The following is a 22,147-nucleotide window of genomic DNA, read 5'->3' on the forward strand; positions in this document are numbered from 1 at the left end:
GACAATGGCCAAGGGGAATCAGAAACGGGCGGGCGGCAGGCCGCGGGCGCAGAGCCTGCTGGAACGCTACCGGCCGATCGATGGCGTCGTCGACGAGATGGTCGACGCGTCGGGCAGCCCGCGTCCGGCCTGGCGCTCCTTCATCGACGCGCTCGACGGTTTGGGAGCGGAGCGGCTTGGGCAGCGTTTTGCCCGCGCCGACCAGTATCTGCGCGATGCCGGTGTCTATTACCGCGTCTACGACAAGGCAGGTGCGAATGAGCGGGAATGGCCGCTCGCCTACGTTCCGCTGCTGATCGACGAGAAGGAATGGGCTGAGATCAGCGCCGGGCTGGTCCAGCGCGCCGACCTGTTCGAGGCGATCCTGGCCGACATCTACGGGCCGAACCGGCTGATCGAGAAAGGCATCCTGCCGGCCGGGCTGATCGCGGCGAGCCCGGAATATCTGCGCCCCGTCGCCGGCGTCAGGCCGGCCAGCGGGCATTTCCTGCATATGGTCGCCTTCGAGCTCGGCCGCGGACCGGACGGCCGCTGGTGGGTGCTGGGCGACCGCACCCAGGCGCCCTCGGGCGCTGGCTTCGCGCTGGAGAACCGTGTCGCTGCCACGCGCGCGCTGTCGGACATCTATGGCGAGATGCATGTGCACCGCCTTGCCGGCTTCTTCCGCCGTTTTCGCGACGCGTTGAACGGCATGGCGAAAGAGTCGGGCGGTCGTGTCGCCATCCTGACGCCGGGGCCGCTCAACGAAACCTATTACGAGCATGCCTATATCGCCCGCTATCTCGGCATCATGCTGCTCGAGGGCGAGGACCTGACTGTCTCGGGCGGCAGGCTGATGGTGCGCACCGTTTCCGGCCTGATGCCGATCGGCGTCTTGTGGCGGCGGCTCGATGCCGCTTTTGCCGACCCGCTGGAACTCAAGCCGGACTCGCAGATCGGCACGCCAGGGCTTGTCGAGGCGATCCGGCGCGGCACGGTGTCGGCCGTCAATGCGCTGGGCTCAGGCCTGATGGAGACGCGGGCGCTGCTGTCCTTCCTGCCCAGGATCGCGCGGGAACTGCAGGCTGACGACCTCAAGCTGCCGAACATCGCCACCTGGTGGTGTGGGCAGGAGACTGAGCGCGCCCATGTGCTGGCCAATATCGACAGCATGGTGGTCGGCCCGGCGCTTTCGACCCGGCTCGCCTTCGAGGACGACGGCGCGACCCGGCTCGGATTATCCCTGTCGGCCGGCGAGCGGGCCGAGCTCGTCGCGCGGATCGAAGCGGACGGCGCTGGTTTCGTCGGCCAGGAAGCGGTGACGCTGTCGACCACGCCGGTGTTTGTCGGCGGTTTGCTGGAACCACGGCCCGCCAGCCTGCGCGTCTATCTGGCGCGCACGCCGGAAGGCTGGACGGTGATGCCCGGTGGCTTCGCCCGGGTCGGCTTCTCGCTCGACCCGACGGCGATCGCCATGCAGCGCGGCGGCCAGGCGGCGGATGTCTGGGTGGTCAGCGACAGGCCGGTCGAGCGCGAGACGCTGCTGCCGCAGGAGCATGACGGCTTCACCCGCACCATGCCAGGCAGCTTGCCCAGCCGCGCGGCGGAGAACCTGACCTGGCTCGGGCGCTATATCGAGCGCTCGGAAGACACGGTGCGCGTGCTGCGCGCCTATCACGTGCGGCTTGCCGAGACGTCCGATCCGGACATGCCGTTGCTTGCCGATATCAGGGACTATCTCGAGCCGTATGGCATCGACGTCGAAACGGCGATACCGCTGGGGTTAATCGGGACCTTGGACAGCGCGGTCTACAGCGCCGGCCAGATTCGTGACCGCTTCTCGCCCGATGGCTGGCTGGCGCTGAAGGACCTGTCGAAGACCATCCACAAATTCGCCAATACGGTCGCGCCCGGAGACGACGCGACGCGGGCGATGACGGTGATGCTGCGCAAGCTCGCCGGCTTTTCCGGCCTGCTGCATGAGAACATGTACCGCTTCACGGGCTGGCGATTCCTGGAGATCGGACGCAGGCTGGAACGCGGCATCCAGATTGCCCGCACGCTCAGCCGGCTGACCGGGAGCGGGGCGCCGGAAGGCGCGCTCGACATGATGCTGGAGATCGGCGACAGCGTCATGACCCACCGCCGGCAATATCCGGTGCAGGCCGGGCGGCGCACGGTCATCGACCTGCTCGCGCTCGACCCGCTCAATCCGCGCTCGATCCTGTTCCAGCTCGAGCGGCTGAAGGCCGAGATCGGCATGCTGCCGTCGGTCGGCGGCGAGGGGCATATGTCGACGGCCGCCAAGGAGATCCTGCAGCTCAACACCGCAATCGCCGTCATGGAGCCGTCAGACATGAGCGCCAAGGTGCTCGACGACTTCGCCGGCCAGATCGGCGATCTCTACAACAGCTTGGCCAAAGCCTATTTCAGCTAGATGCTCTACGACATCAAACTCCATCTGCATTACGACTATGCCGCTGCCGCCGGCGGCGGACGGCACCAGGTGCGCGTCATGCCGCAGACGATCGCCGGGGTGCAGCGCGTGATCGCCGCCTCGCTGTCCTTCCAGCCGATGCCGGCCGAGCGTGCCGATTTTTCCGATTTCTTCGGCAACAACGTTACATCGATCGCCTTTCGCGACGCGCATGAGACGCTCGACATTCGAATGAATGCGCGCGTATCGGTCTTGCGGCCCGAGCCGGACCTCGATGTCTCGCCCGATATAAGCGGGCTGAGGGCGCAGCTCGATCTGGTGCGCTCCTTGTCGCCCTCCGCGCCGCATCATTTCCTCGCCGCCAGCGATCATGCAGGCATCGATGCGGCGATCACCGCGTATGCGCGGGACAGCCTGGCCTCCTCGACGGTGGCCACGGCGGCCGATCTGTGCAATCGCATCCATCGCGATTTCGCCTATGACGGCAAGGCGACCACGGTGCAGACGCGGGCGAGCGACGCGTTCGTTCTGAAACGCGGTGTCTGTCAGGATTTCTCGCATATCATGATCGCCGGCTTGCGTGGGCTGGGCATTCCGGCCGGCTATGTCAGCGGCTTCCTGCGCACCATTCCGCCGAAGGGCAAGCCGAGGCTCGAAGGCGCGGACGCCATGCATGCCTGGGTCAAGGCCTGGTGCGGGCGCGATGCCGGCTGGCAGGAATTCGACCCGACCAACGGTATGCGGGCGAGCAACGACCATATCACCGTGGGCTATGGCCGCGACTATTCCGACGTGGCGCCGATCGTCGGCGTGCTGAAGACGACGGGCGGCCAGGTCGGCGAGCAGGCGGTCGACGTCATCCCGGTTGCTATGGAAAAGGTGTGACGGCAACTCCGATCGCCCGATAGACGCTTCTCAAGCACGGGCGCGGCCGATATCGTGAGCATTGGGATTGACGGGGAACGGCGGCCGCTTGCGATCGGTTGCAGCGCGGAGACAGGTTTGGAAGCAGTCAGCGTCATCATTCCGGCACACGATGCGGCCCGGACGATTGCCCGGACGCTCGCCTCGCTGGCATCGGAAAAAGCGATTATCGGCGAGGTGCTTCTGGTCGACGATTCATCGTCCGACGCCACCGCCACCGTCGCGGTGGAAGCGGCGTTGCGGCTTGCCTTGCCGCTGCGTGTGATCAAGTCGAGCTGCCGCGACGCCGGCGGCTCCAGGAATCTGGCGCTGGAGCAAGCCCGCTTTCCCTGGATCTACATGATCGACGCCGACGACCTTCATCTGGAAGGCGGCTTGCGTGCCTTGTTGGCCGAGACCGGTATCCAGCCAGCGCCCGATATGGTCGTTGGCGCGTATCGCCGGCGAACCGATGGTGTGGATCGGCAGTTCAAAATGCCGAGCGGCTACACCACCGCGGGGCTCGCCAACGCTTCCGCCTATCTGGAAGGGCGGATCCGGTCGATCGCGGTCGGCAGCGCGCTGGTCGCGCGGCGCGCCATTGGTCAGACGCGCTTCCCGACAGGGCTGCCCTATGACGAGGATACGCTGTTCTGGGCCCGCGTGATGAGCAAAGCGTCGCTCGCGGTGACAAGCCGACCTATCATGGTCTACCTCGTTTCATCGGAGCGCTCCGACGATCGGTTCATGGTAAAGCCGGCGTCACGGTTTCTCCAATGGCGGCTGGCGCTGCGGGAACTGGGCGACTGCGGCATTCCGAAATCGTCACTGAAGGCGAGACAAGGACTGGTTGCGCTCAAGATCGCACGCGTTCACTACGCACGAGGCGACTTGGAGACCGCCGCAAAATTCCTGACGGTTGCCGAAGCCGCCCCCAAGGCTTCCTTGGACATCTGGCGCTGTGTGCGCTACCGATTGAAAATCGCCGCGCGACGCTGGTTCCCGGTCCATAGAATCCAGTTGCAAGGCGCTTGATGGCCGACGGGCCGGAACTCGCAGTTGTCGTGATTAGCTTCAGGGCGCCGAGTGGACTGATCGCGGCGGTAAGATCCGTGCTCGGCCAGGACATCCCGCTTGAAATCGTGGTCGTGAATTCCGGCGGGGGAAATGCACAAGCGCTTCTCGCCGACGCCGGACTCGACGTGCCTGTCATCGAATTCGAACAGAGGCTGTTGGTCGGCGCCGCAAGGAACCGCGGCATAGCGGCGACGAAGGCTCCTTTCATCGCCTTTCTCGCAGATGACTGTCTGGCGTGTCCCGGGTGGGCTGCGGCCAGACTGCGGCGTCATCATGAGGGTGCCCCGGCCGTGGCGAGCGCGATTGTAAATAGCCATCCGCGCAATCTGGTGGCATGTGCAGCGCATCTCGCCACGTATATGCGACGCCTGCCGGGCCTCCCTGCCAACAAGGCGCTTCGCTACGGCGTTTCCTTCGACCGAATGCTGTTCGATCGCTATGGGCTGTTCGATGAGCAAATGGGGTCGGGGGAAGACACCGAGTTCATGGTGAGATTGCCGAAGGCGATGGAGCCATTGTGGGAACCCACGGTGCTCACCGTCCATCGCAACGAGACACGGCTGGTCAGGCTGATTGCCGACCAGTATCGGCGCGGGCGCCGATACGGCGCCTACCTCAGATCCGTTGAAGGCAAAAAACCACGGCGAATTTTCAGAGGGGTATTTCGGGATCGACACAATGTCGGCAAGCTCGCAAAGGAAGGCTTGCCCGAAAAGGATAGAAGGTTCGCCATGCTGTCGCTGCCGATCGTCTGGCTGGCATTGTTCGCCAAGTCGCTGGGGGCTGCCGTTGGTGCGTGGCATGCCGACAAGGAGAGTCAGCGTCCATGATGACGGTCGAGATGAAGCCGCCGCGCCGGCGCCGCGGCCGATGGTTTTGGTCTCGGCAAAGGATCGTCGCTGTCTTCAGCTATCGTTATGATGCGCATCTTGTGCCCGACCTTCTCGCCAACCTCGACGCAATCGTCGACGGCTGGATCGCCTATGACGATCGGGCCGCGAATGAGATTTTCAGCAGCGAGACACAGAGGCGGCGCGCGCTTGTTGCCGCCGCCTACGAGGCGGGCGCCGATTGGATCCTGGCCATGGATCCAGACGAAAGACTGGAAAACGGTGTCGCCAGCCGGATTGGCAGGCTGATCAATGGGTCCGGGCATGTCGCCTGGGGATTCCGCTGCCGGGAGATGTATACGCCGGCCAGCTACCGGGTCGACGGTCCCTGGGGCCTGAAGATGCAGCACAGGCTTTTTGGCGCCTATCACCCCGACCGCTACCGCGCGCAGGATCTGCACGGCGCTTGGTTTCCCGACGATATCGGCTTCAGGCTCAGGGACAGCGGTCTCAATCTTTATCATCTGAAGATGATCGAGCCAAAGCGGCGCGTGGCGCGTCGCGACCTCTACAATCGTCTCGATCCGGATCGCCGCCTGCAGCAGATCGGCTACGACTATCTGGCGGACGAGGCGGGAATGATCCTCGAAGCCGTACCGGCCGGACGAGGCTACTTTCCCGCCCACGCCGACGACGGCGGGCTCTGGATGGCGGATTTATCGCTCGACCACCAAGGCTGACGCCCTTCTGGAACAAGTCGCCGGCGCGCGCCTTTATCTACGGGTCATTTCGCGGAGCCGGCATGTTACAGCATTCACAAGCGTCATCGGACCGTTCGGCGCGGGCCGAGGAAACCCGGAGGAACGGCGCCCGCAGTTCGGCCGACAGCACGTCGCTCAACTATGTCAACGATGCCGATCCCGGCATCCGCAGATTGCGGAAAGGCGCGGGATTCACCTATCTGGGACCAGATGGCAGAGCCGTCGACGAAGCGACGCTTGCGCGCATCAGGGCGATCGTCATCCCGCCGGCCTGGACGGATGTGTGGATCTCGCCCGATCCGGACGGCCATATCCAGGCAACCGGCAGGGACCAGCGCGGCCGCAAGCAGTATCGTTACCATCCGCAATGGACCGAGGAACGCGACGGCGTCAAATATTCTAGCTTGGTCGCCTTCGCGGAAAGCCTGCCTGCCCTCAGGCGCCAGATCGATGCCGATCTGCGCCGGCGCGGGCTGCCCATGGAGCGCGTCGTCGCCTCGGTGGTCTGGCTGCTCGACAACACCATGATCCGCATCGGCAATGCGGCCTATGCACGCGACAACAAGAGTTTCGGGCTGACCACGCTGCGGGACCGCCATGTCGAGATCAACGGCTCCAGCCTGCGCTTCGCCTTCAAGGGCAAGTCGGGCAAGGAATGGAGGCTGAAGCTGGTCGACCGCCGCATCGCCAAGGTGGTGCGCGGTGCCCAGGATCTGCCCGGACAGAAGCTGTTCCAGTATCTCGACGAAGATGGCGAACGGCGTCCGGTGCGCTCGGAGGACGTCAACCGCTATATCCGCGAGGCATCCGGCGCCGAATTCAGCTCAAAGCATTTCCGCACCTGGGGCGGCACCATCCATGCCGCGTCGCTGTTTGCCGGGACCGAACTGCCGGAAAGCAAGGCACAGCAAAAGCGTGTGATCAACAGCGTCGTCGACAAGGTCGCCGAGCGGTTGGGCAATACCCGGGCGGTCTGCCGCAAATGCTACATCCATCCGCTGGTGTTCGAGGCCTGGACCGGGGGGTGTCTGCTTGACGAAATGGCCGAGGCCAACAAACGCAAACGCCTGATACCTGGGCTCGACGAGGAAGAAACGCTGGTGCTCAGATGGCTGCAGGCGCATGGCGCCTGACGGTCAGGCGCGAGGGACAACCAAGCCCGTGATTACCCGCCGAATTTTTTTATCGACCTTGTGTCGGGAAGGGTCCTAGTGTCGCGTCCTTTGATACGGAAAGGACCTGCCATGCTCTACGCCATCCTCTGCTACGCCTCCGAAGACGTCGTCTGCTCCTGGAGCAAGGAACAGGACGACGAGGTGATGGCAAAGCTCCTCAATGTGCAGGACAAATACGCCAAGGCCGGCCGGCTCGGGCCTGTGGCGCGTCTTTTGCCGACGACTGCCGCGACGACCCTGAGAAAGGTCAAGGGCGAGGCAGTCGTGCTCGACGGCCCGTTCGCCGAGACCAAGGAGCAGTTCCTCGGCTTCTACACGCTCGAATGCCGCGACCTCGACGAGGCCGTCGAATTCGCGCGTGAGCTTTCCGAGGTCAATCCGAGCGGCGGCTCCTACGAGATCCGGCCGGTCTCGGTCTTCAATCCGACAAAGGTCGCGGTATGACGGACCTTGCCTGGATAAGCACGGCGATCAGCAACGCCCGTCCGCAGGCGATGGGCGCGTTGCTGCGCTACTTTCGCGACCTCGACGCCGCGGAAGAGGCTTTCCAGGACGCGTGCCTGAGGGCGCTCAAGAACTGGCCGAAGAACGGGCCGCCGCGCGATCCGGCGGCCTGGCTGATCTTCGTCGGCCGCAACAGCGGCATCGACGCGGTGCGCAAGCGCGCCAAGCAGGCGCCGATGCCGGAAGAGGACCAGATCTCCGACCTGGAGGATGCCGAGGGCGACATGGCCGAGCGGCTCGACGGCGCGCATTATCGCGACGACATCTTGCGGCTTCTGTTCATCTGCTGCCATCCGGATCTGCCGGCGACGCAGCAGATCGCGGTGGCGCTGCGCATTGTCTCCGGCCTCACCGTCAAGCAGATCGCGCGTGCTTTCCTCGTCGGCGAGAGCGCCATGGAGCAGCGCATCACCCGCGCCAAGGCGCGCATTGCGGACGCCGGCGTGCCGTTCGAGACGCCGGGCGCCGTCGAACGCTCGGAGCGGCTCGCCGCAGTCGCGGCGATGGTCTATCTGATCTTCAACGAAGGCTATTCGAGCAATGGCGGCGAGGCGCCGGCCCGCGCGCCGCTGTGCGAAGAGGCGATCCGGCTCGCGCGCCTGCTGCTCAGGCTGTTCCAGGCCGAGCCGGAGATCATGGGGCTGACCGCGCTGCTTCTGCTGCAGCACGCACGAGCGCCGGCGCGGTTCGACGAGAATGGCGAGATCGTCCTGCTCGAGGATCAGGACCGCTCGCTGTGGAGCCGCAAGATGATCGACGAGGGCCTGGCGCTGGTCGACAAGGCGCTGCGCCACCGCAAGCCCGGCCCTTACCAGGTGCAGGCGGCGATCGCGGCGCTGCATGCGCGGGCGGCGACGGCCGCGGATACCGACTGGACCGAGATTGACCTGCTCTACGGCCTGCTGGAGCAGATGCAGCCGTCGCCGGTGGTGACGCTGAACCGTGCCGTCGCGGTCAGCAAGGTGCGCGGCCCGGAGGCAGCGCTTGCCATGATCGAGCCGCTGGAGGAGCGGTTGTCGGGCTATTTCCACTTCTTCGGCCTGAGGGGCGGGCTGCTTATGCAGCTTGGCCGCAACGAAGAGGCGCGCGTCGCCTTCGACCGCGCCATCGCTTTGGCCAATACGGCCGCCGAGGCGGCGCATATCCGCATGCATATCGATCGGCTGATCAAGGAAAGCAGCGAGAAGTCGATCCAGAAGGCGCGTTGATCCGGCTTCACCCTCTGGCCCAATTTCGCACCCCGGCCTTGGACCATGCCGGGGTGGCGGTTTTTCCCCGAAACGAGTAATGCCACGCCATAAAAGCGCCCGGACCGTGCCCGACCGCACATCCGAGAGATGGCGCATGGCTTCTACGCCCGTCCCACGAGAGGCGGGATCTGAAAGGAACAAAAATGACATTGGCGAAGGAAACAGCTTCACTTCTGGAGAAACTCGGCGTTGCCAAGGAGGCGCTTGCCGGAGGCGACCTCACCGTGCGCAGCCCGGTGACGGGCGAAGAGATCGCGGCGCTGAAGCAGATTTCGGCGGCCGACGCCGGCAAGGCCATCGATGCGGCGCACAAGGCGTTCCAAGCCTGGCGCCTGGTGCCGGGCCCGAAGCGCGGCGAACTGGTGCGGCTGCTGGGTGAAGAATTGCGCGCGCATAAGGACGAACTCGGCCGGCTGGTGTCGATAGAGGTCGGCAAGATCCCGTCCGAGGGCCTCGGCGAAGTCCAGGAGATGATCGACATCTGCGATTTCGCCGTCGGTCTTTCGCGCCAGCTCTACGGCCTCACCATCGCTACCGAGCGCCCCGGACACCGCATGATGGAGACCTGGCATCCGCTCGGCGTCGTCGGCGTGATCTCGGCCTTCAACTTCCCGGTCGCGGTGTGGTCGTGGAATGCAGCGCTCGCCTTCGTCTGCGGCGATGCGGTGGTTTGGAAGCCGTCGGAAAAGACACCGCTGACCGCGCTTGCCTGCGAGGCGATCTTCAAGCGCGCCGCGAAGCGCTTCGGCGCCGATGCGCCGGCGGGGTTGCTGCAGGTGCTGATCGGTGACCGCGCCGCCGGCGAGGTGTTGGTCGACCATCCGAAGGTGCCGCTGGTCTCGGCCACCGGCTCGACCCGCATGGGCCGCGAAGTCGGTCCTCGGCTCGCCAAGCGCTTCGCCCGCGCGGTGCTGGAACTCGGCGGCAACAATGCAGGCATCGTCACGCCCACCGCCGATCTCGATATGGCGCTGCGCGCCATCGCCTTCGGCGCGATGGGCACCGCCGGCCAGCGCTGCACGACGCTCAGGCGCCTCTTCGTCCATGACAGTGTCTATGACGCGCTGCTGCCGCGGCTGAAGAAGGCCTATGAGACCGTTTCGGTCGGCAATCCGCTGGAAGGCAAGGCGCTGGTCGGCCCGCTGATCGACAAGGCGGCCTTCGACAACATGCAGAAGGCGTTGAAGGAGGCCGCGGCGCATGGCGGCAAGGTAACCGGCGGCGCGCGCGTCGAGAACGGTCATCCGGACGCCTACTATGTGCATCCGGCGCTGGTCGAAATGCCTAGCCAAGTCTCGCCGGTGACGGAAGAGACCTTCGCGCCGATCCTCTATGTGATGAAATATTCCGATTTCGACGAGGCGCTCGAATTGCACAATGCGGTCGGCGCCGGCCTGTCGTCGTCGATCTTCACCCGCGACCTGCAGGAATCGGAACGTTTCCTCGGCGTCGACGGCTCGGATTGCGGTATCGCCAACGTCAATATCGGTACCTCGGGCGCGGAGATCGGCGGGGCGTTCGGCGGCGAGAAGGAAACCGGCGGCGGCCGCGAGAGCGGCTCGGATGCCTGGAAGGCCTATATGCGTCGCGCCACCAACACGGTGAACTTCTCCAAGGCCCTGCCGCTCGCGCAGGGCGTGTCATTCGACATCGATTGATGACAGGCGCGGGCGCCGTGAACTGCGGCGCCTGATACCGCTTTTCACAAAGCCTTGCCGGTGGCCGGATCGAACAGGCGAAGCGCCTCCGCGTCGAATACAAACGCGCATGGCTGGCCCTTGGCGACACGGGCCTGCGGCGGCAAGGTCGCCGTCAGCCGCTGGGATCCGGCCCGGGCGGTCGTGACCTGCTCCGGGCCGGTCAATTCGACGACGTCGATCTCGACCGGCAGCGACAGGTCCGTGCTGCTGCCGGGCCCGAGGCGGAGCGCTTCCGGCCTCACGCCGACAATGACTTGGGCGCCGGTACGGGCCGCACCTGCGAGGCGCTCCGGCAGCGCCAGACGCGCATCCGTGCCGGCGATGGCGAGCTTGCCGTCCTCGACGGTGGCTTCCAGCATGTTCATCGCCGGCGCGCCGACGAAACCGGCCACATAGAGCGTTGCCGGCTGGTTGTAGATCTCTTCCGGCGTGCCCAGCTGCTCGATGCGGCCGTCGCGCATGACGGCGATCCGCGTCGCCAGCGTCATCGCCTCGATCTGGTCATGGGTGACGTAGACGACCGTGGTCTTGAGCATCTCGTGCAGCCGCTTCAGTTCGGTGCGCATTTCCAGGCGGAGCTTGGCGTCCAGATTGGAGAGCGGCTCGTCGAACAGGAACACCTGCGGCTTGCGCACCAGCGCCCGGCCGATGGCGACCCGCTGGCGCTGGCCGCCCGAGAGCTGGCCCGGCTTGCGATCGAGCAGGTTCTCGATCTGCAAAAGCTTTGCCGTTTCGCGCACCGCCTTGTCGCGATCGGCGGCCGGAACCCTCCGCATCTCCAAGCCGAAGCCGATGTTGCGGCTCACCGTCAGGTTCGGATAGAGCGCGTAGGACTGGAATACCATGGCGATGTCGCGGTTCTTCGGATGCACGCCAAGCACCGAACGGCCGCCGATCCGCACGTCGCCGCTGGTTGCCTCGGCGAGACCCGCGATGATGTTGAGCAGGGTGGACTTGCCGCAGCCCGACGAGCCGAGCAGCACCAGGAACTCGCCATTTTCGAGCGCGATGTCGATGCCCTTCAGCGTCTCGACGCTGCCGTAACTCTTGCGGACGTCGCGGATTTCAAGCGCGCTCATGGAGGGCATCCTCGGAGTGGATCGGCCCGCCATAGTCGCGGGGCAAGGTTGAGATGGCGCGCGAGGCCACGCGGATGGCGGTGGACAGGCACTTTTCCAGGGAGCGCCCCTGTGCCAGGGCGGCCAGAAAGGCGGCGTTGAACACATCGCCGGCGCCGATCGTGTCGACCACCGTGACGCGCGGCGCCGGCACTTCGATCAACCCGCCGTCAGTGCCGATGGCGATCGCGCCATCGGGTCCGCGCTTGACGACGACCGTCGCGCCGTCCTTCATGCCGTGGCGGATCCTGCGCGCCGCTTCCGCCGGATTTGCCAGGCCGGCCAATGTCGTCGTTTCGACCTCGTTGAACAGCGCCAGTTCGCAGCGCGACAGCCAGCCGCGCGCCGCCGCGCAGTTCGCCTCGGTCCAGCCGTCGATCGGCCATCCCGTGTCGAGCGCGACGGCAATACGATGCGCCTCCGCCCAGTCGAAGAGCGCGCCGTAGTCGCGCGTAAGATCGTCGGTGAGGAAGGAGCCGCTGAGCAGCGCATAGCCCCCTGCGAGCCGGTTGCCGTCGAGCACCGAAAGCACATCGTCCAGGCTGAAGCGGGGCAGGTGGCCGCGCGTGGTGAAGAAGGTGCGCTCGCCGTCAGGGTGGGTCATGCCCACCGACAATGTCGTGCCCTCGGGACGAACCGGCCATTTCTGCGCGCGGTGTCCGAACGCCTCGCGCAGCCAGCGGCCGAACTGGTCGTCGCCAACATTGGCGGCAATCTCGAAGTCGATGCCCAGCGCCTGCCAGGCAAGCGCCGTGTTGCCGGCCTGGCCGCCGACGCGCAGGTCGTCGTGGTCGACGACGGTCTCGGTGCCGGCCTTCGGCCATGGCGCAACCGGGCCGACGATCAGGTCGACATTGACGTTGCCGATCACCGCGAGCGGCCGCATCATTCGCTCCTGGTGATCTTGGTGGTGCGCACCGGCGTTCCGGCATTCTCGACGCGGGAATCGGCGAAGGAGATCATCAGGCTTTGCGCCACGGGCAGCATGGCAAAGATCGCCGCCAGTCCGGAGGCGGGCTTGAAGGTCAATGTGACGGCGCCCGCGACCGGCGGCTTGCCCGAAGCGTCGAACACGATCAGCGGCGCGCCGGTCTCGACGACGGACAGGGCCATGACGGTGACGAGGTCGGCGGTCGGGTCGTCGCCGCGGAAAAGAACGATGCCGATGCTTGGGCCCAGCATCTCCATCGGCCCGTGGCGCAACTGGCCGCCTTCGAGCGAGAAACATGGCAGGCGCGACAGTTCGGTGAAGCCGAGCGCCAGGGCTTCAGCTATGCCTTGAAGCTTGCGGCCGGATGTGACGATGGTCGCGACCTTGCTCAGCGCCGCCAAGGCTGCATCGATCTCGACCGTTTTGGGCGCCTTGAGCGCCGCGAGCGCGGCGGCGGGGTCTTCGCCAAGCGCTTCGAGGACGGCGAGATGCAGCGCGAAGGTCACGGTCAGGCTGCGGGTTGCGGCAAAGGCAAGCTCGGTGCCACCGGCGCCGACGAGGCAAGTCACCGTGCGGCCGAGGAACGAACCTGCCTCCAGCGTCAGCCCGAAGGTGTCAGCCTGCGGAACCGTTTCGGAGAACCAGCGGAGCACCTCGGCGCTCTCGCCGGACTGCGAGGTCACGATCACCGTCTTGCCGGCAAGCGGTAATGGCTGTCCGAGCTGTTCCGACAGCGGCAGCGCGATCGCGTCGATGCCGTGCGCGCGATAAAGCGGCTCGACGGCGCGGGCGACGGCATGCGAGGCGCCCATGCCGAGCAGAACGAGCCGGCCGCTCTTCCTGATCGAGGCGGCGACCCTGGCGGCTGCCTCTCGATTGCTCTCGAACGAGGCGAGCGCATCCTGATGCTGGCGCGCCATCTCGCGGTCGATCGCAAGCAGGCCGGAGGGACGTGGTTTTTGAGTGGTCATCATTATCCTTTCACGCCGCCGCTGGTGAGGCCCGAGATCAGCGCGCGTTGCATGACGAGGCCGATCAGCACCGGCGGCAGGGCCGCGAGCACGCCGGCGGTGGCGATCAGTCCGTAATCGGAGACGCGGCCGCCGGCGAGATCGGCTATGGCGACGGTGAGCGTCTTTGCCCGCTGGTCCGAGGTGAAGAGCAGGGCGTAGAAGAACTCGTCCCAGGCCAGCAGCACGGCAAACAGCGCCGATGTCGCGACCACGGGCGCGGCCAGCGGCAAGGTGATGATGCGCCAGGTCTGGAACAGCCCGGCCCCGTCGATCATCGCCGCGGCCTCGATCTCGCGCGGGATGGAATCGAAGCCCGATTTCATCAGCCAGGTGGTGAAGGGCGCCAGGATCGTCAGATAGATCAGCGCCAGGCCGAGGACGTTGTTGAGCAGGCCGAGCCAGGACAGGCCCATGTAAAGCGGCACGGAGAGCGCGACCGGCGGCAGCATATAGGTGGCGATCACCATCGACAGCGACCAGCCCACCGAAGGTGTGCGCGAGACGGCCCAGCCTGCGGGCACGGCAAGGACGACGGCGGCAAGCGTCGCCATGCCGGCGACCTCCAGGCTGTTGCGCAGCGAAGACGTGAAGGCGGCGCCGGCGCTGTTCTCGGCCCTAGACAGAAGCTGCTCGTAACGCGAGAAATCCGCGGCCTGCGGCCACCAGCGCAGGGGTTTGGCGGCTAGATCGGCCGCCGGCGATATGCTCATGACGAAGAGCCAGGCAAGCGGGGCAAGGATGACGACGGCGAGCAGGATGGCGCAGACATAGACGAAGGCGGTGAAGACGGGGCTCTTGCGTTCCATCAGGCAGCGCTCCCCGCGGTCTTGCGGACCATTGTCGCATAGGCGACAGCGAGAACGGTGACGAGCAGCGTGACGATCAGCGCCAGCGATGCGCCGGAGCCGGCGCGCTGGAAGGAGAAGGCCTCCTGGTAGACGAGGATCGACAGCGAGCGCGTGCTGTTGGCCGGACCGCCGCGGGTCATGACCCAGATGATGTCGAAGACCTTGAAGGCCTCGATGGTGCGCAGCACCAGCGCCACCATCAGCGGACCGGCGAGATAAGGCAGGATGACGAAGCGGAAGCGGTTGAACGGCCCGGCGCCGTCGACAAGCGCCGCGGCTGTGATGTCGCGCGGTACGGCCTGCAGGGCGGCCAGCGCGATCAGCGCAACCAGCGGAAAATTCTTCCAGCAGTCGGCGACGATCAGCGCCGCAAGCGCCGTGCCCGGCTCGCCCAGCCAGGAGCGGTAGTCATCGATCAGGTGGAGCTGCGTCAGCGCCGCATTCAGCGCGCCATATTCTGGGTTGTAGATCAGTCGCCAGAGCGTCGCGTTGACGACGGTGGGCAGCGCCCAGGGCAGGATCATCAGCCCGCGCAAGATGGCGCGACCACGGAATTCCTGATTGAGCAGGAGAGCCGCGAGCACGCCGAGCACCATTTCGGCGGCGACCGAGACAACCGCGAACCAGGTGGTGGTCGAGAGCGTGCGGGTGAAGTTCGAGCTTGTCAGCATCTTGGTGTAGTTGTCGAAGCCGACATAATTGCCCGCGGTGCCGACCAGTTGGGCGTCGGTGAAGGAAAGCCTGACCGTATCGACCAATGGCCAGCCGATGACGGCGACCATGATCACCAGAAGCGGCAGCATCAACAGCCACGCACGAGTCGTCATCCAGGTGCCTGACATCAGAGGCGCCTCTTTCCCTTCATCCGGTCAGAAATAGCACGGGCGGCGCTCGTGGATGAGGCCGTCCGCGTCGAGGAACGCCAGATCAGAGGCCGCTGTTTTCGGCGGCGGTCTTGAGCGCGTCTTCCGGCGTCGTCTGGCCGAGCAGCGATTCCTGGATCGCCTGCTGCAGCGCCGTCGATAGCTGCTGGTATTTCGGCGTGGTCGGGCGCGGATACATCGCGGCGAGACCCAGCTTGGCGGCGGCGATCAGCTCTTCCTGGCCCTTGGTGACAGCCGGATCGTCATAGGACGAAGCCCAGATCGGCAGAGAGAGCTTGGCATACTGGTTCTGTGTCGCCTGCGAGGTCATGAACTCGATGTATTTCCAGGCTTCGTCGGGGTGCTTCGACACTGCCGTGATGCCGAGACCCATCGAACCGTTGACGGCCGAGACCTCGCTGGTGCCGGCAACGCCGGGCGCCGGCACGACGCCGACCTTGCCCGCGACCTTGGAGTCCTTCGGATCGTTGGCCATGTTGTACATGTAGGTCCAGTTCAGCGCGAAGGCCGCATCGCCGTTCTCGAACACCTTGCGGACGTCTTCCTCGAGGAACTCCTTGGAATTGGGATTGGTCAGGCCCGACTTGTAGCTGTCGACCATGTATTTCAGCGCCGAGACGCCGCCGCCGTTCTGGAAGTCGGGCTTGCCGTCCTTGAGAAAGTCGCCGCCATAGGCGCTGACCAGCGTGGTGTAGTCGCAGATCGCGGCTTCGGCCTGTGACCAGCTCCAGGCGATCGGCGTCTTCAGCAGCCCCTTGTCCTGGATGATCTTGGCCTGCTGGCCGAGTTCTTCCCAAGTCTTCGGCGGTGCCTTGATGCCGGCCTTCTCGAGGATTTCCTTGTTGTAGAACAGATATTTGGTGTCGAGGATCCACGGCATGCCGTAGTACTTGCCGTCATATTGCACGGTGGTCCAGGCGCCGGGCAGCACGCCCTTCTTCATCTCGTCGGTGATCTTCGAGGATACGTCGACCAGTACCTTGTTGGTCGCGTATTCGGCCGGCCAGATCACGTCGAACAGTACCACGTCATAGCCGCCGCCCGATCCTTGGGCGAGCACGGTCTTGTCGTGCAGGCCTTCATAGGGAACGAATTCGAGGTTCACCTTGATGTCCGGGTTGGCCTTGGTGAAGGCCTCCGTCATGGAGCGCACATCGGCCTCGCTATAGGCGGCCTGCGCCATGAAGAGCGCGTTCAAGGTGGTCTCGGCGAAGGCGTGGGGAACGAACAGCCCGCCGACGAACACCGCGCCCAGAAGTGTCTTACCGATCGATTTCAGCATTTGTCTTTCTCCCATTTCGACAGCTGCAAGTGGGCGGCGAAGCTTGTGCCGCCGCTTCCTCGAATTGCATCGCGTGTGACCGGATCTGTCCTGAACGGCGCGCGGCGGGAGCTCGAGGCTTTTGCCGTCTTTTTGTGGAGCCGCCCGGGTTTCACCTATTAAGTCAATTCGCTTGACTTAATTAGTCGATCAATCCTTTAATGGAGTCAAGAGGGGAAAAGACGGTGCACGATATCAGCCCGATCCGCGCCAAAAGCGGCACCAACCAGGAAGGCACCAGCGCGCATAACCGCCGCGTCATGATCGAGGCGCTGCGGCTCAACGGCGCGCTGTCGCGTGCCGACCTGGCGCGGGCGACGCAGCTTACCAAGCAGGCGGTTTCCAACATCATCGAGGATCTCGAGCGCGATGGGCTGGTTGTCGCCCTGGACGCGGTGCGCAAGGGCAGGGGGCAGCCCTTCACACCCTACCGGCTGGTGCCCGAGGGTGCCTTCGCCATCGGGCTGCAGATCGACAGACATCTGACACGCGTGGTGGTGGTCGACCTCGTCGGCAAGGTGATCGCGCGCGCCGAGGCGGGCCTGCCGCTCGACGAGCCATCAGCGGGCGTCAAGATCATCCTCGGCCTGGTCGACCGTGTCAGGCGCGAGCTGGCTTCCTTGTTCGCCCAGTCCGAACGGCGGCTGGTCGGCCTTGGCGTCGCGATGCCCGGGCCGTTCGGGCTGAAGGAATCCGACGACAAATGGATGATGCCAGCCTGGCAGCAATTCCCGCTGCTCGAGACGCTTGCCGCCGGCACCGGACTGAATGTCGGGCTGCAGAACGATGCGGCGGCCTGTGCAACGGCGGAGCGGATCGTCGGCGCCGCGCATGGCGTCGATCACGCCATCTGCCTTTATATCGGCTACGGCATCGCCGCCGGGCTCATCCTGAACGGCGAGCTCTACAATGGCGGCAACGGCAATGCCGGCGAGATCGGCAGGGCGCTGCTGTCGCCGGCCGGTCCAGGCTCGACGCCTTTGGAGCATCGCGCCTCGCTCGCCTCGCTCTACCAGCATCTCGGCCTCGACCCCGCCGAGAGGGGGCTTTACGAGACGCTCGGCGCGCTGGCGCTGCAGGGGGACCCGAGGATCATGGGCTGGGTCGAGAGAGCCGCGTCCGACTTGCGCTGGAGCGTACATCTGATCGAAACGATCTTCGATCCGCAAACCGTCATCCTCACCAGCACCGCGCCCGAGGCGCTGGCTCGGCTTCTGCTTCAGGCCATGCATCCGCTGCTGCCGTCGATCGCGGATCGACCCGCCCGCCGCCTGCCGCGGCTGCAACTGGGCACCACCGATCCCTGGGCGATCGCGGTGGGCGCCGCGGCCGAACCGATCAGCCGGGCCTTCGATCCGCGTTTTTCCGCCATCCTGAAGGCCGGATAGAAAACGTCTGACGATCAGCCGGTCGCCTGCTCCATGCAGGCGGCGAAAGCCGCGTCGATGATAGCGAGCTTGACCGCCTGCGCGGTGAGGTATTCGCCGTAGAACTCATTCGAGATCCACATCACGGAATGACCGCGCCGCCCAAGCCAGCCGACGCTGCCGAGCGCCTCGGCGTCGCGCAGCTTGCGCGCAAGATGGGTACGCGACAGCTTCAGCCATTTGGAGAAGTCGCCGATCGACAGCACGCCGGTCGGGATGCGCTCCTGGCCGGCATTCCGCGGGTCGACGCCGGCGATCAGCCAATCCATGACGACGCCGCCATTGTTGAGCCATGTGAACAGCGAAAAAGTCTGTTGCGGCTCCCGCACCGGCACCGAGGAGATCAGCCCGTCCGCGATCAGCGGCTGCAACCGCGCCAGCATTTGCGGCCGTGCCTGGAATGTTCCCAGCCGGCTCCCGCCGTCAAGAGCATCAAGCGTGCTCAGATGCATATGGATCCAGCCGATCAACGGGTCCAGGGTTATGGCGGGCAGGTGCAAGGGGCGAATGCGGCCGTCGTCGGCCATTGGACCGACCTCGATGAAATTATAGTGCTGCATTTCCTTGATGAAGGCATGGGCGGTGTTTCGGCTTGCCACAGCATGCTGAACGGTGACGTCGACGAAACGCGCGGCGGTCAGTTCCTTTCGGTAGTCGCTCGGATCCCTGCGGAAATGCAGGGCAAGACCGATATGCGCCATCAACCAGCGCTGCTGGGTGGCAAAGACCGAGGACGCGCGTGGGTTTCCTTCATAGGCCTGCTGCATCGCCCGGGCCTGTGCCTGGACAGCGGCATTCAGCGCCGGATGACCGACAATGTCTTCGAAGTTCAGCGCCATCCCCCCAGACTCGGCCAAATATCGCAATATGCGGATGCGGATAGCAGTTTTGGCTGGCGCCTGCCAGCGCAACCTGCGGTATTTGTCGGCTGGATCCGAGAAGCGATCGCTGCGCCGATCAGCTCTCGTCCGCCTGGGATAAACTGTCCTCGAAAGCCAGGTCGACGACGGCGAGCTTGGACGCCTGCACCGCCATGTACTCGTCGAAGAACTGGCGTGAAACCCACATGACGGAATGACCGCGCTGGCCGACCCAGCCGATGCTGCCAAGCGCCTCGCCATCGTTGAGTTTCCGCGCCAAGTGGGTGCGCGACAGCTTCAGCCAGTGCGCGAATTCACTGACCGAGATGACGCTGGTCGGTATCCTGTCGAGATGAACGTCCTCCGGATCGATACCGGACATCAGCCAGTCCATGACGATGCCGCCATTGTTGAGCCAGATAAACAACGAGAAAGTCCGCCCAGGCTCCCGCACGCCGTCGCTGGCCAGCAGTCCGTCGGCGATGAGCGGCTGCAGCCTGGACAGCATCCCGGGTCGATCGAGGAAAGTCGTCAGGCGGTTTCCGCCGTCTATGCGGTCGAGCGTCCTCAGATGCGCGTGGATCCAGCCGGTGAAGGTTTCGATGGTGCCCTCGGTGACCCGCATGGGGTGGGCGCGGCCGTCACCGCTGGCCGAAATATACTCGGCGATGTTGTAGCGCAGCATCTCCTTGACGAAGGCCTCGGCCGTGTTGCGGCTGGCCACGGAATGGCGGCGCACGACCTCGATGAACCGAGCCATCGTCATTTCGGTGCGGCGGTCGTTGGGGTCACGCCGGAAATGCAAGGCCAGACCGACGTGACCGAGCAGCCAGCGCTGCTGGGTGGCGAACACGGCGGCCAGTCGCGGGCTTGTTTCGTAAATGTGGATGAGCGCGCGCGCCTGCTCCTGGATACAGCGAAGCGCTGCCGGATGATGGGCGATCTCAGCGGCACTCAGCGGCATTTCCTGCGGTACTCCAGGCGATTTTCGAAGAACGACAAATGAAGATTCCCAGTGTTCGCCGGTCGTGTCCAGTTGCCTATTGGAACAACGAACGATCAAGCGGCGCGTTTGTTGCTAACTCTTTGCATCGGTTCGGGAAACCCGTCCCAATAATAGTCCGGCCCGCAGCCCGGCGTTGAATTGACGAGTCCCGTCGAGCAGACATAGGTTCCGCGTATCGGGGCTGCGGGGAGCGCTATCCCGGGAAAGAAGAAACAAGGACAGGGTCTGGCGCCCGATGCGCGGCATCGGCGGTGGCAACGCTTTGCGCCCGGATTCCGTCACGGATCAAGAGTGACCGCGTGAGCCATATGGGCGGAACCGGCATCCATGCCGATGAAAACCGCAATGTTCGACACGGCGCCCGGCCCAGGCCTGGCGCGGCGGGAAGGTCTGGCTTAAGCGGCATCAAGACGGCGGTTGCCGTCGCTTCGGCTTGCCTCTGGCTTTCGGCCAGCGCCTTCGCCCAGACCGCAAGCCAGATCACGCCACCCACGTTTCGGCCACCACCCGGGCCGGACACGGCAGGTGTCTCCATCCCTGAGGGTAAAGGGCTGGAGGCACCCGCCGGCGCTGAAAAGCTGCAGGTCAAGCTTGCCGCGGTGCATATCGAGGGCGGCCTCCCCGATATGGCCGATGCGACGCGCAAGATCACTGCCGGCCTTTCCCGCCGTACGGTCACGGCCGCCCAAATCTTTGTCGCGGCGCGTCAGCTGGAAGCCGAATATGCGCGCGCCGGCTATGCGCTGGTGCGGGTGGTGCTGCCGGCGCAGAAACTGGGCAACGGCGCGACATTGCGGCTGATCGTCGTCGACGGCTTCCTCGAAAAGATCGACACCGGCAATCTGCCGGAACGGATAAGGGGCAGGGTCGAAGCGGCACTGGCGCCGCTGGTCGGGCAAAAGGGCATCAAGTTGTCCGCGATCGAGCGCAAGCTGCTGTTGGCCGGCGATACGCCGGGTGCAAGGCTCCGCTCGACACTGAAGGCAGGCTCGGCCAAGGGCGCCAGCGTGCTTGTCATCGACGGCAAATACCGGCCGGTCGGCGGTCAACTCACCGTCGACAATTCGCTGTCGCCTTCATTGCAGCGCTGGTCGACCGGCGTCGGCGTCGACTTCAATTCGCTGCTCGGGCTCGGCGAACTCGTCTACCTGCGGGCCGGCGGATATCCCAATGGCGGCGACCAGGGTCTGTTCAGCGACGGCCCACGCAACCGCAACTACGCGGCCGGTATCGTCCTCCCGATCGGCTATGACGGGCTGACGCTCAATCTCGAAGCCAGCCGCACCCGCGCCAATCCGAATGCCGAGCCGGGTTCGCTCGGCTTCGGCAGCGAATTCGAACGCTATTCGGCGCGCCTGCGCTATCCCTGGATACGCAGCCGGGCGCTGACGGTGAGCAGCGAATTGTCCTTTGACGCGCAGAACGACGATCTCGACGCCGTTACCCCGGTCTCGCTGCCGATCGCCGAGGACCGGCTGCGCATCATCCGGTTCGGCGCCGACGCCACCTGGTTCACGCCGGTCGGCGGCGTTTTCGTCGGCAATGTCTCGGCTTCGTTCGGCATAGACGGTCTCGGCGCTCGGTCGGCAGCCGACGCCACGCCGCTCCTGCCGTTGTCGCGCCAGGGCGCCGATGCCGAATTCCAGAAGCTGGAGGTCTCGGCGAACTACAACCAGCCGCTGGCTGAGCATGTCGGGCTCGATCTGTTCGCGCGGGCGCAGACATCCTTCGGCAAGCCGCTGCTGCAGTCGGAGCAGATCGGCCTGACCGGCGCAACCGGCCTGTCGAGCTTCGATGCCGGCGCCCTGCAGGGCGATTCCGGCTATGTGGTTCGCGGCGAGTTGTCCTCGCCCTGGTACGTGCCCTTCGCCGGCGACGTGGTCCAGCTTTCGCCTTATCTGTTCGGAGCCGTCGGCGAAGTCCGTGTGGAAATGCCGACGGCGCTCGAGAGCGCCAGCATCGTCGGCGCCTCCTACGGCCTTGGCGTCAAGTTCGGCACGGCCTTCGCAAGCGATCCCACCAACACCAGCCTGACTCTCGAATGGGGCCGCCAGCACCGTAATGACCATCAGCCCATCAGCGATCGCTTCTCGTTGAGCGGCGCCATCCAGTTCTAGGTCAGC

The 22,147-nt window shown here is 65.2% G+C and carries 19 protein-coding genes; 11 read left to right on the forward strand and 8 right to left on the reverse strand.

From position 1 onward, the window contains the following. Nucleotides 1–4 precede the first annotated feature (4 nt). From DPM35_RS07240 to amaB, 9 genes are all read left to right on the forward strand, one after another. Nucleotides 5–2,416, forward strand: coding sequence for a circularly permuted type 2 ATP-grasp protein (locus DPM35_RS07240; RefSeq protein WP_112126617.1), 2,412 nt, complete (start codon nt 5–7; stop codon nt 2,414–2,416). Next, nucleotides 2,417–3,301 (forward strand): transglutaminase family protein, encoded by an 885-nt coding sequence (locus DPM35_RS07245; protein WP_112126618.1) that lies wholly within the window; start codon nt 2,417–2,419, stop codon nt 3,299–3,301. A gap of 117 nt (nt 3,302–3,418) precedes the next feature. Next, nucleotides 3,419–4,354: a glycosyltransferase family 2 protein gene (locus tag DPM35_RS07250; protein WP_112126619.1), complete on the forward strand. Its 936-nt coding sequence runs from the start codon at nt 3,419–3,421 to the stop codon at nt 4,352–4,354. Continuing rightward, nucleotides 4,354–5,226 (forward strand): glycosyltransferase family 2 protein, encoded by an 873-nt coding sequence (locus DPM35_RS07255; RefSeq protein ID WP_112126620.1) that lies wholly within the window; start codon nt 4,354–4,356, stop codon nt 5,224–5,226. Before DPM35_RS07250 ends, DPM35_RS07255 begins: the two co-directional genes overlap by 1 nt. After that, the gene (locus DPM35_RS07260) at nt 5,223–5,966 is read left to right on the forward strand and encodes a glycosyltransferase family protein (protein ID WP_112126621.1); all 744 of its coding nucleotides are present in this window, start codon (nt 5,223–5,225) and stop codon (nt 5,964–5,966) included. The genes DPM35_RS07255 and DPM35_RS07260 overlap by 4 nt, the downstream gene beginning before the upstream one ends. Before the next feature lie 62 nt (nt 5,967–6,028). Beyond that, complete coding sequence (locus DPM35_RS07265; RefSeq protein ID WP_112126622.1) at nt 6,029–7,120, forward strand: DNA topoisomerase IB; 1,092 nt, start codon at nt 6,029–6,031, stop codon at nt 7,118–7,120. Nucleotides 7,121–7,231: 111 nt separating this feature from the next. Beyond that, nucleotides 7,232–7,606, forward strand: a complete 375-nt coding sequence (locus DPM35_RS07270; protein ID WP_095817189.1) for a YciI family protein — start codon at nt 7,232–7,234, stop codon at nt 7,604–7,606. Next, entirely contained in the window at nt 7,603–8,874 is a 1,272-nt protein-coding gene (locus tag DPM35_RS07275; RefSeq protein ID WP_112126623.1) for an RNA polymerase sigma factor, read from the forward strand. The genes DPM35_RS07270 and DPM35_RS07275 overlap by 4 nt, the downstream gene beginning before the upstream one ends. Before the next feature lie 185 nt (nt 8,875–9,059). Further along, nucleotides 9,060–10,574 (forward strand): L-piperidine-6-carboxylate dehydrogenase, encoded by a 1,515-nt coding sequence (gene amaB / locus DPM35_RS07280; protein WP_112126624.1) that lies wholly within the window; start codon nt 9,060–9,062, stop codon nt 10,572–10,574. A gap of 44 nt (nt 10,575–10,618) precedes the next feature. On the opposite strand, the gene DPM35_RS07285 is transcribed toward amaB, so the two are convergent. From DPM35_RS07285 to DPM35_RS07310, 6 genes are all read right to left on the reverse strand, one after another. Further along, entirely contained in the window at nt 10,619–11,695 is a 1,077-nt protein-coding gene (locus DPM35_RS07285; protein ID WP_112126625.1) for an ABC transporter ATP-binding protein, read from the reverse strand. After that, nucleotides 11,682–12,620: a PfkB family carbohydrate kinase gene (locus DPM35_RS07290; protein ID WP_112127087.1), complete on the reverse strand. Its 939-nt coding sequence runs from the start codon at nt 12,618–12,620 to the stop codon at nt 11,682–11,684. Before DPM35_RS07290 ends, DPM35_RS07285 begins: the two co-directional genes overlap by 14 nt. Beyond that, nucleotides 12,620–13,636, reverse strand: a complete 1,017-nt coding sequence (locus DPM35_RS07295; protein WP_112127088.1) for an SIS domain-containing protein — start codon at nt 13,634–13,636, stop codon at nt 12,620–12,622. The genes DPM35_RS07290 and DPM35_RS07295 overlap by 1 nt, the downstream gene beginning before the upstream one ends. Nucleotides 13,637–13,638: 2 nt before the next feature. After that, nucleotides 13,639–14,484, reverse strand: a complete 846-nt coding sequence (locus DPM35_RS07300; RefSeq protein ID WP_112126626.1) for a carbohydrate ABC transporter permease — start codon at nt 14,482–14,484, stop codon at nt 13,639–13,641. Beyond that, nucleotides 14,484–15,368: a carbohydrate ABC transporter permease gene (locus DPM35_RS07305; RefSeq protein ID WP_112126627.1), complete on the reverse strand. Its 885-nt coding sequence runs from the start codon at nt 15,366–15,368 to the stop codon at nt 14,484–14,486. The genes DPM35_RS07300 and DPM35_RS07305 overlap by 1 nt, the downstream gene beginning before the upstream one ends. A gap of 85 nt (nt 15,369–15,453) precedes the next feature. Then, the gene (locus tag DPM35_RS07310) at nt 15,454–16,692 is read right to left on the reverse strand and encodes an extracellular solute-binding protein (RefSeq protein ID WP_112126628.1); all 1,239 of its coding nucleotides are present in this window, start codon (nt 16,690–16,692) and stop codon (nt 15,454–15,456) included. 224 nt (nt 16,693–16,916) lie between these two features. Here DPM35_RS07310 and DPM35_RS07315 point away from each other — a divergent pair, with 224 nt between their 5' ends. Further along, entirely contained in the window at nt 16,917–18,119 is a 1,203-nt protein-coding gene (locus tag DPM35_RS07315) for an ROK family transcriptional regulator (protein ID WP_112127089.1), read from the forward strand. Nucleotides 18,120–18,133: 14 nt separating this feature from the next. Here DPM35_RS07315 and DPM35_RS07320 read toward each other — a convergent pair whose 3' ends face one another. Continuing rightward, nucleotides 18,134–18,997 carry a hypothetical protein gene (locus tag DPM35_RS07320; RefSeq protein ID WP_112126629.1) on the reverse strand — a complete coding sequence of 288 codons (864 nt, stop codon included), beginning with the start codon at nt 18,995–18,997 and terminating at the stop codon, nt 18,134–18,136. A 118-nt stretch (nt 18,998–19,115) separates the two neighbouring features. Beyond that, a complete protein-coding gene (locus DPM35_RS07325) occupies nt 19,116–19,982 on the reverse strand; it encodes a hypothetical protein (RefSeq protein WP_112126630.1) in 867 nt (288 codons plus the stop codon). A gap of 350 nt (nt 19,983–20,332) precedes the next feature. Here DPM35_RS07325 and DPM35_RS07330 point away from each other — a divergent pair, with 350 nt between their 5' ends. Then, nucleotides 20,333–22,141: a ShlB/FhaC/HecB family hemolysin secretion/activation protein gene (locus DPM35_RS07330; protein ID WP_112126631.1), complete on the forward strand. Its 1,809-nt coding sequence runs from the start codon at nt 20,333–20,335 to the stop codon at nt 22,139–22,141. Nucleotides 22,142–22,147: the final 6 nt, after the last annotated feature.

The organism is Mesorhizobium atlanticum (assembly GCF_003289965.1).
Lineage (GTDB): Bacteria > Pseudomonadota > Alphaproteobacteria > Rhizobiales > Rhizobiaceae > Mesorhizobium > Mesorhizobium atlanticum.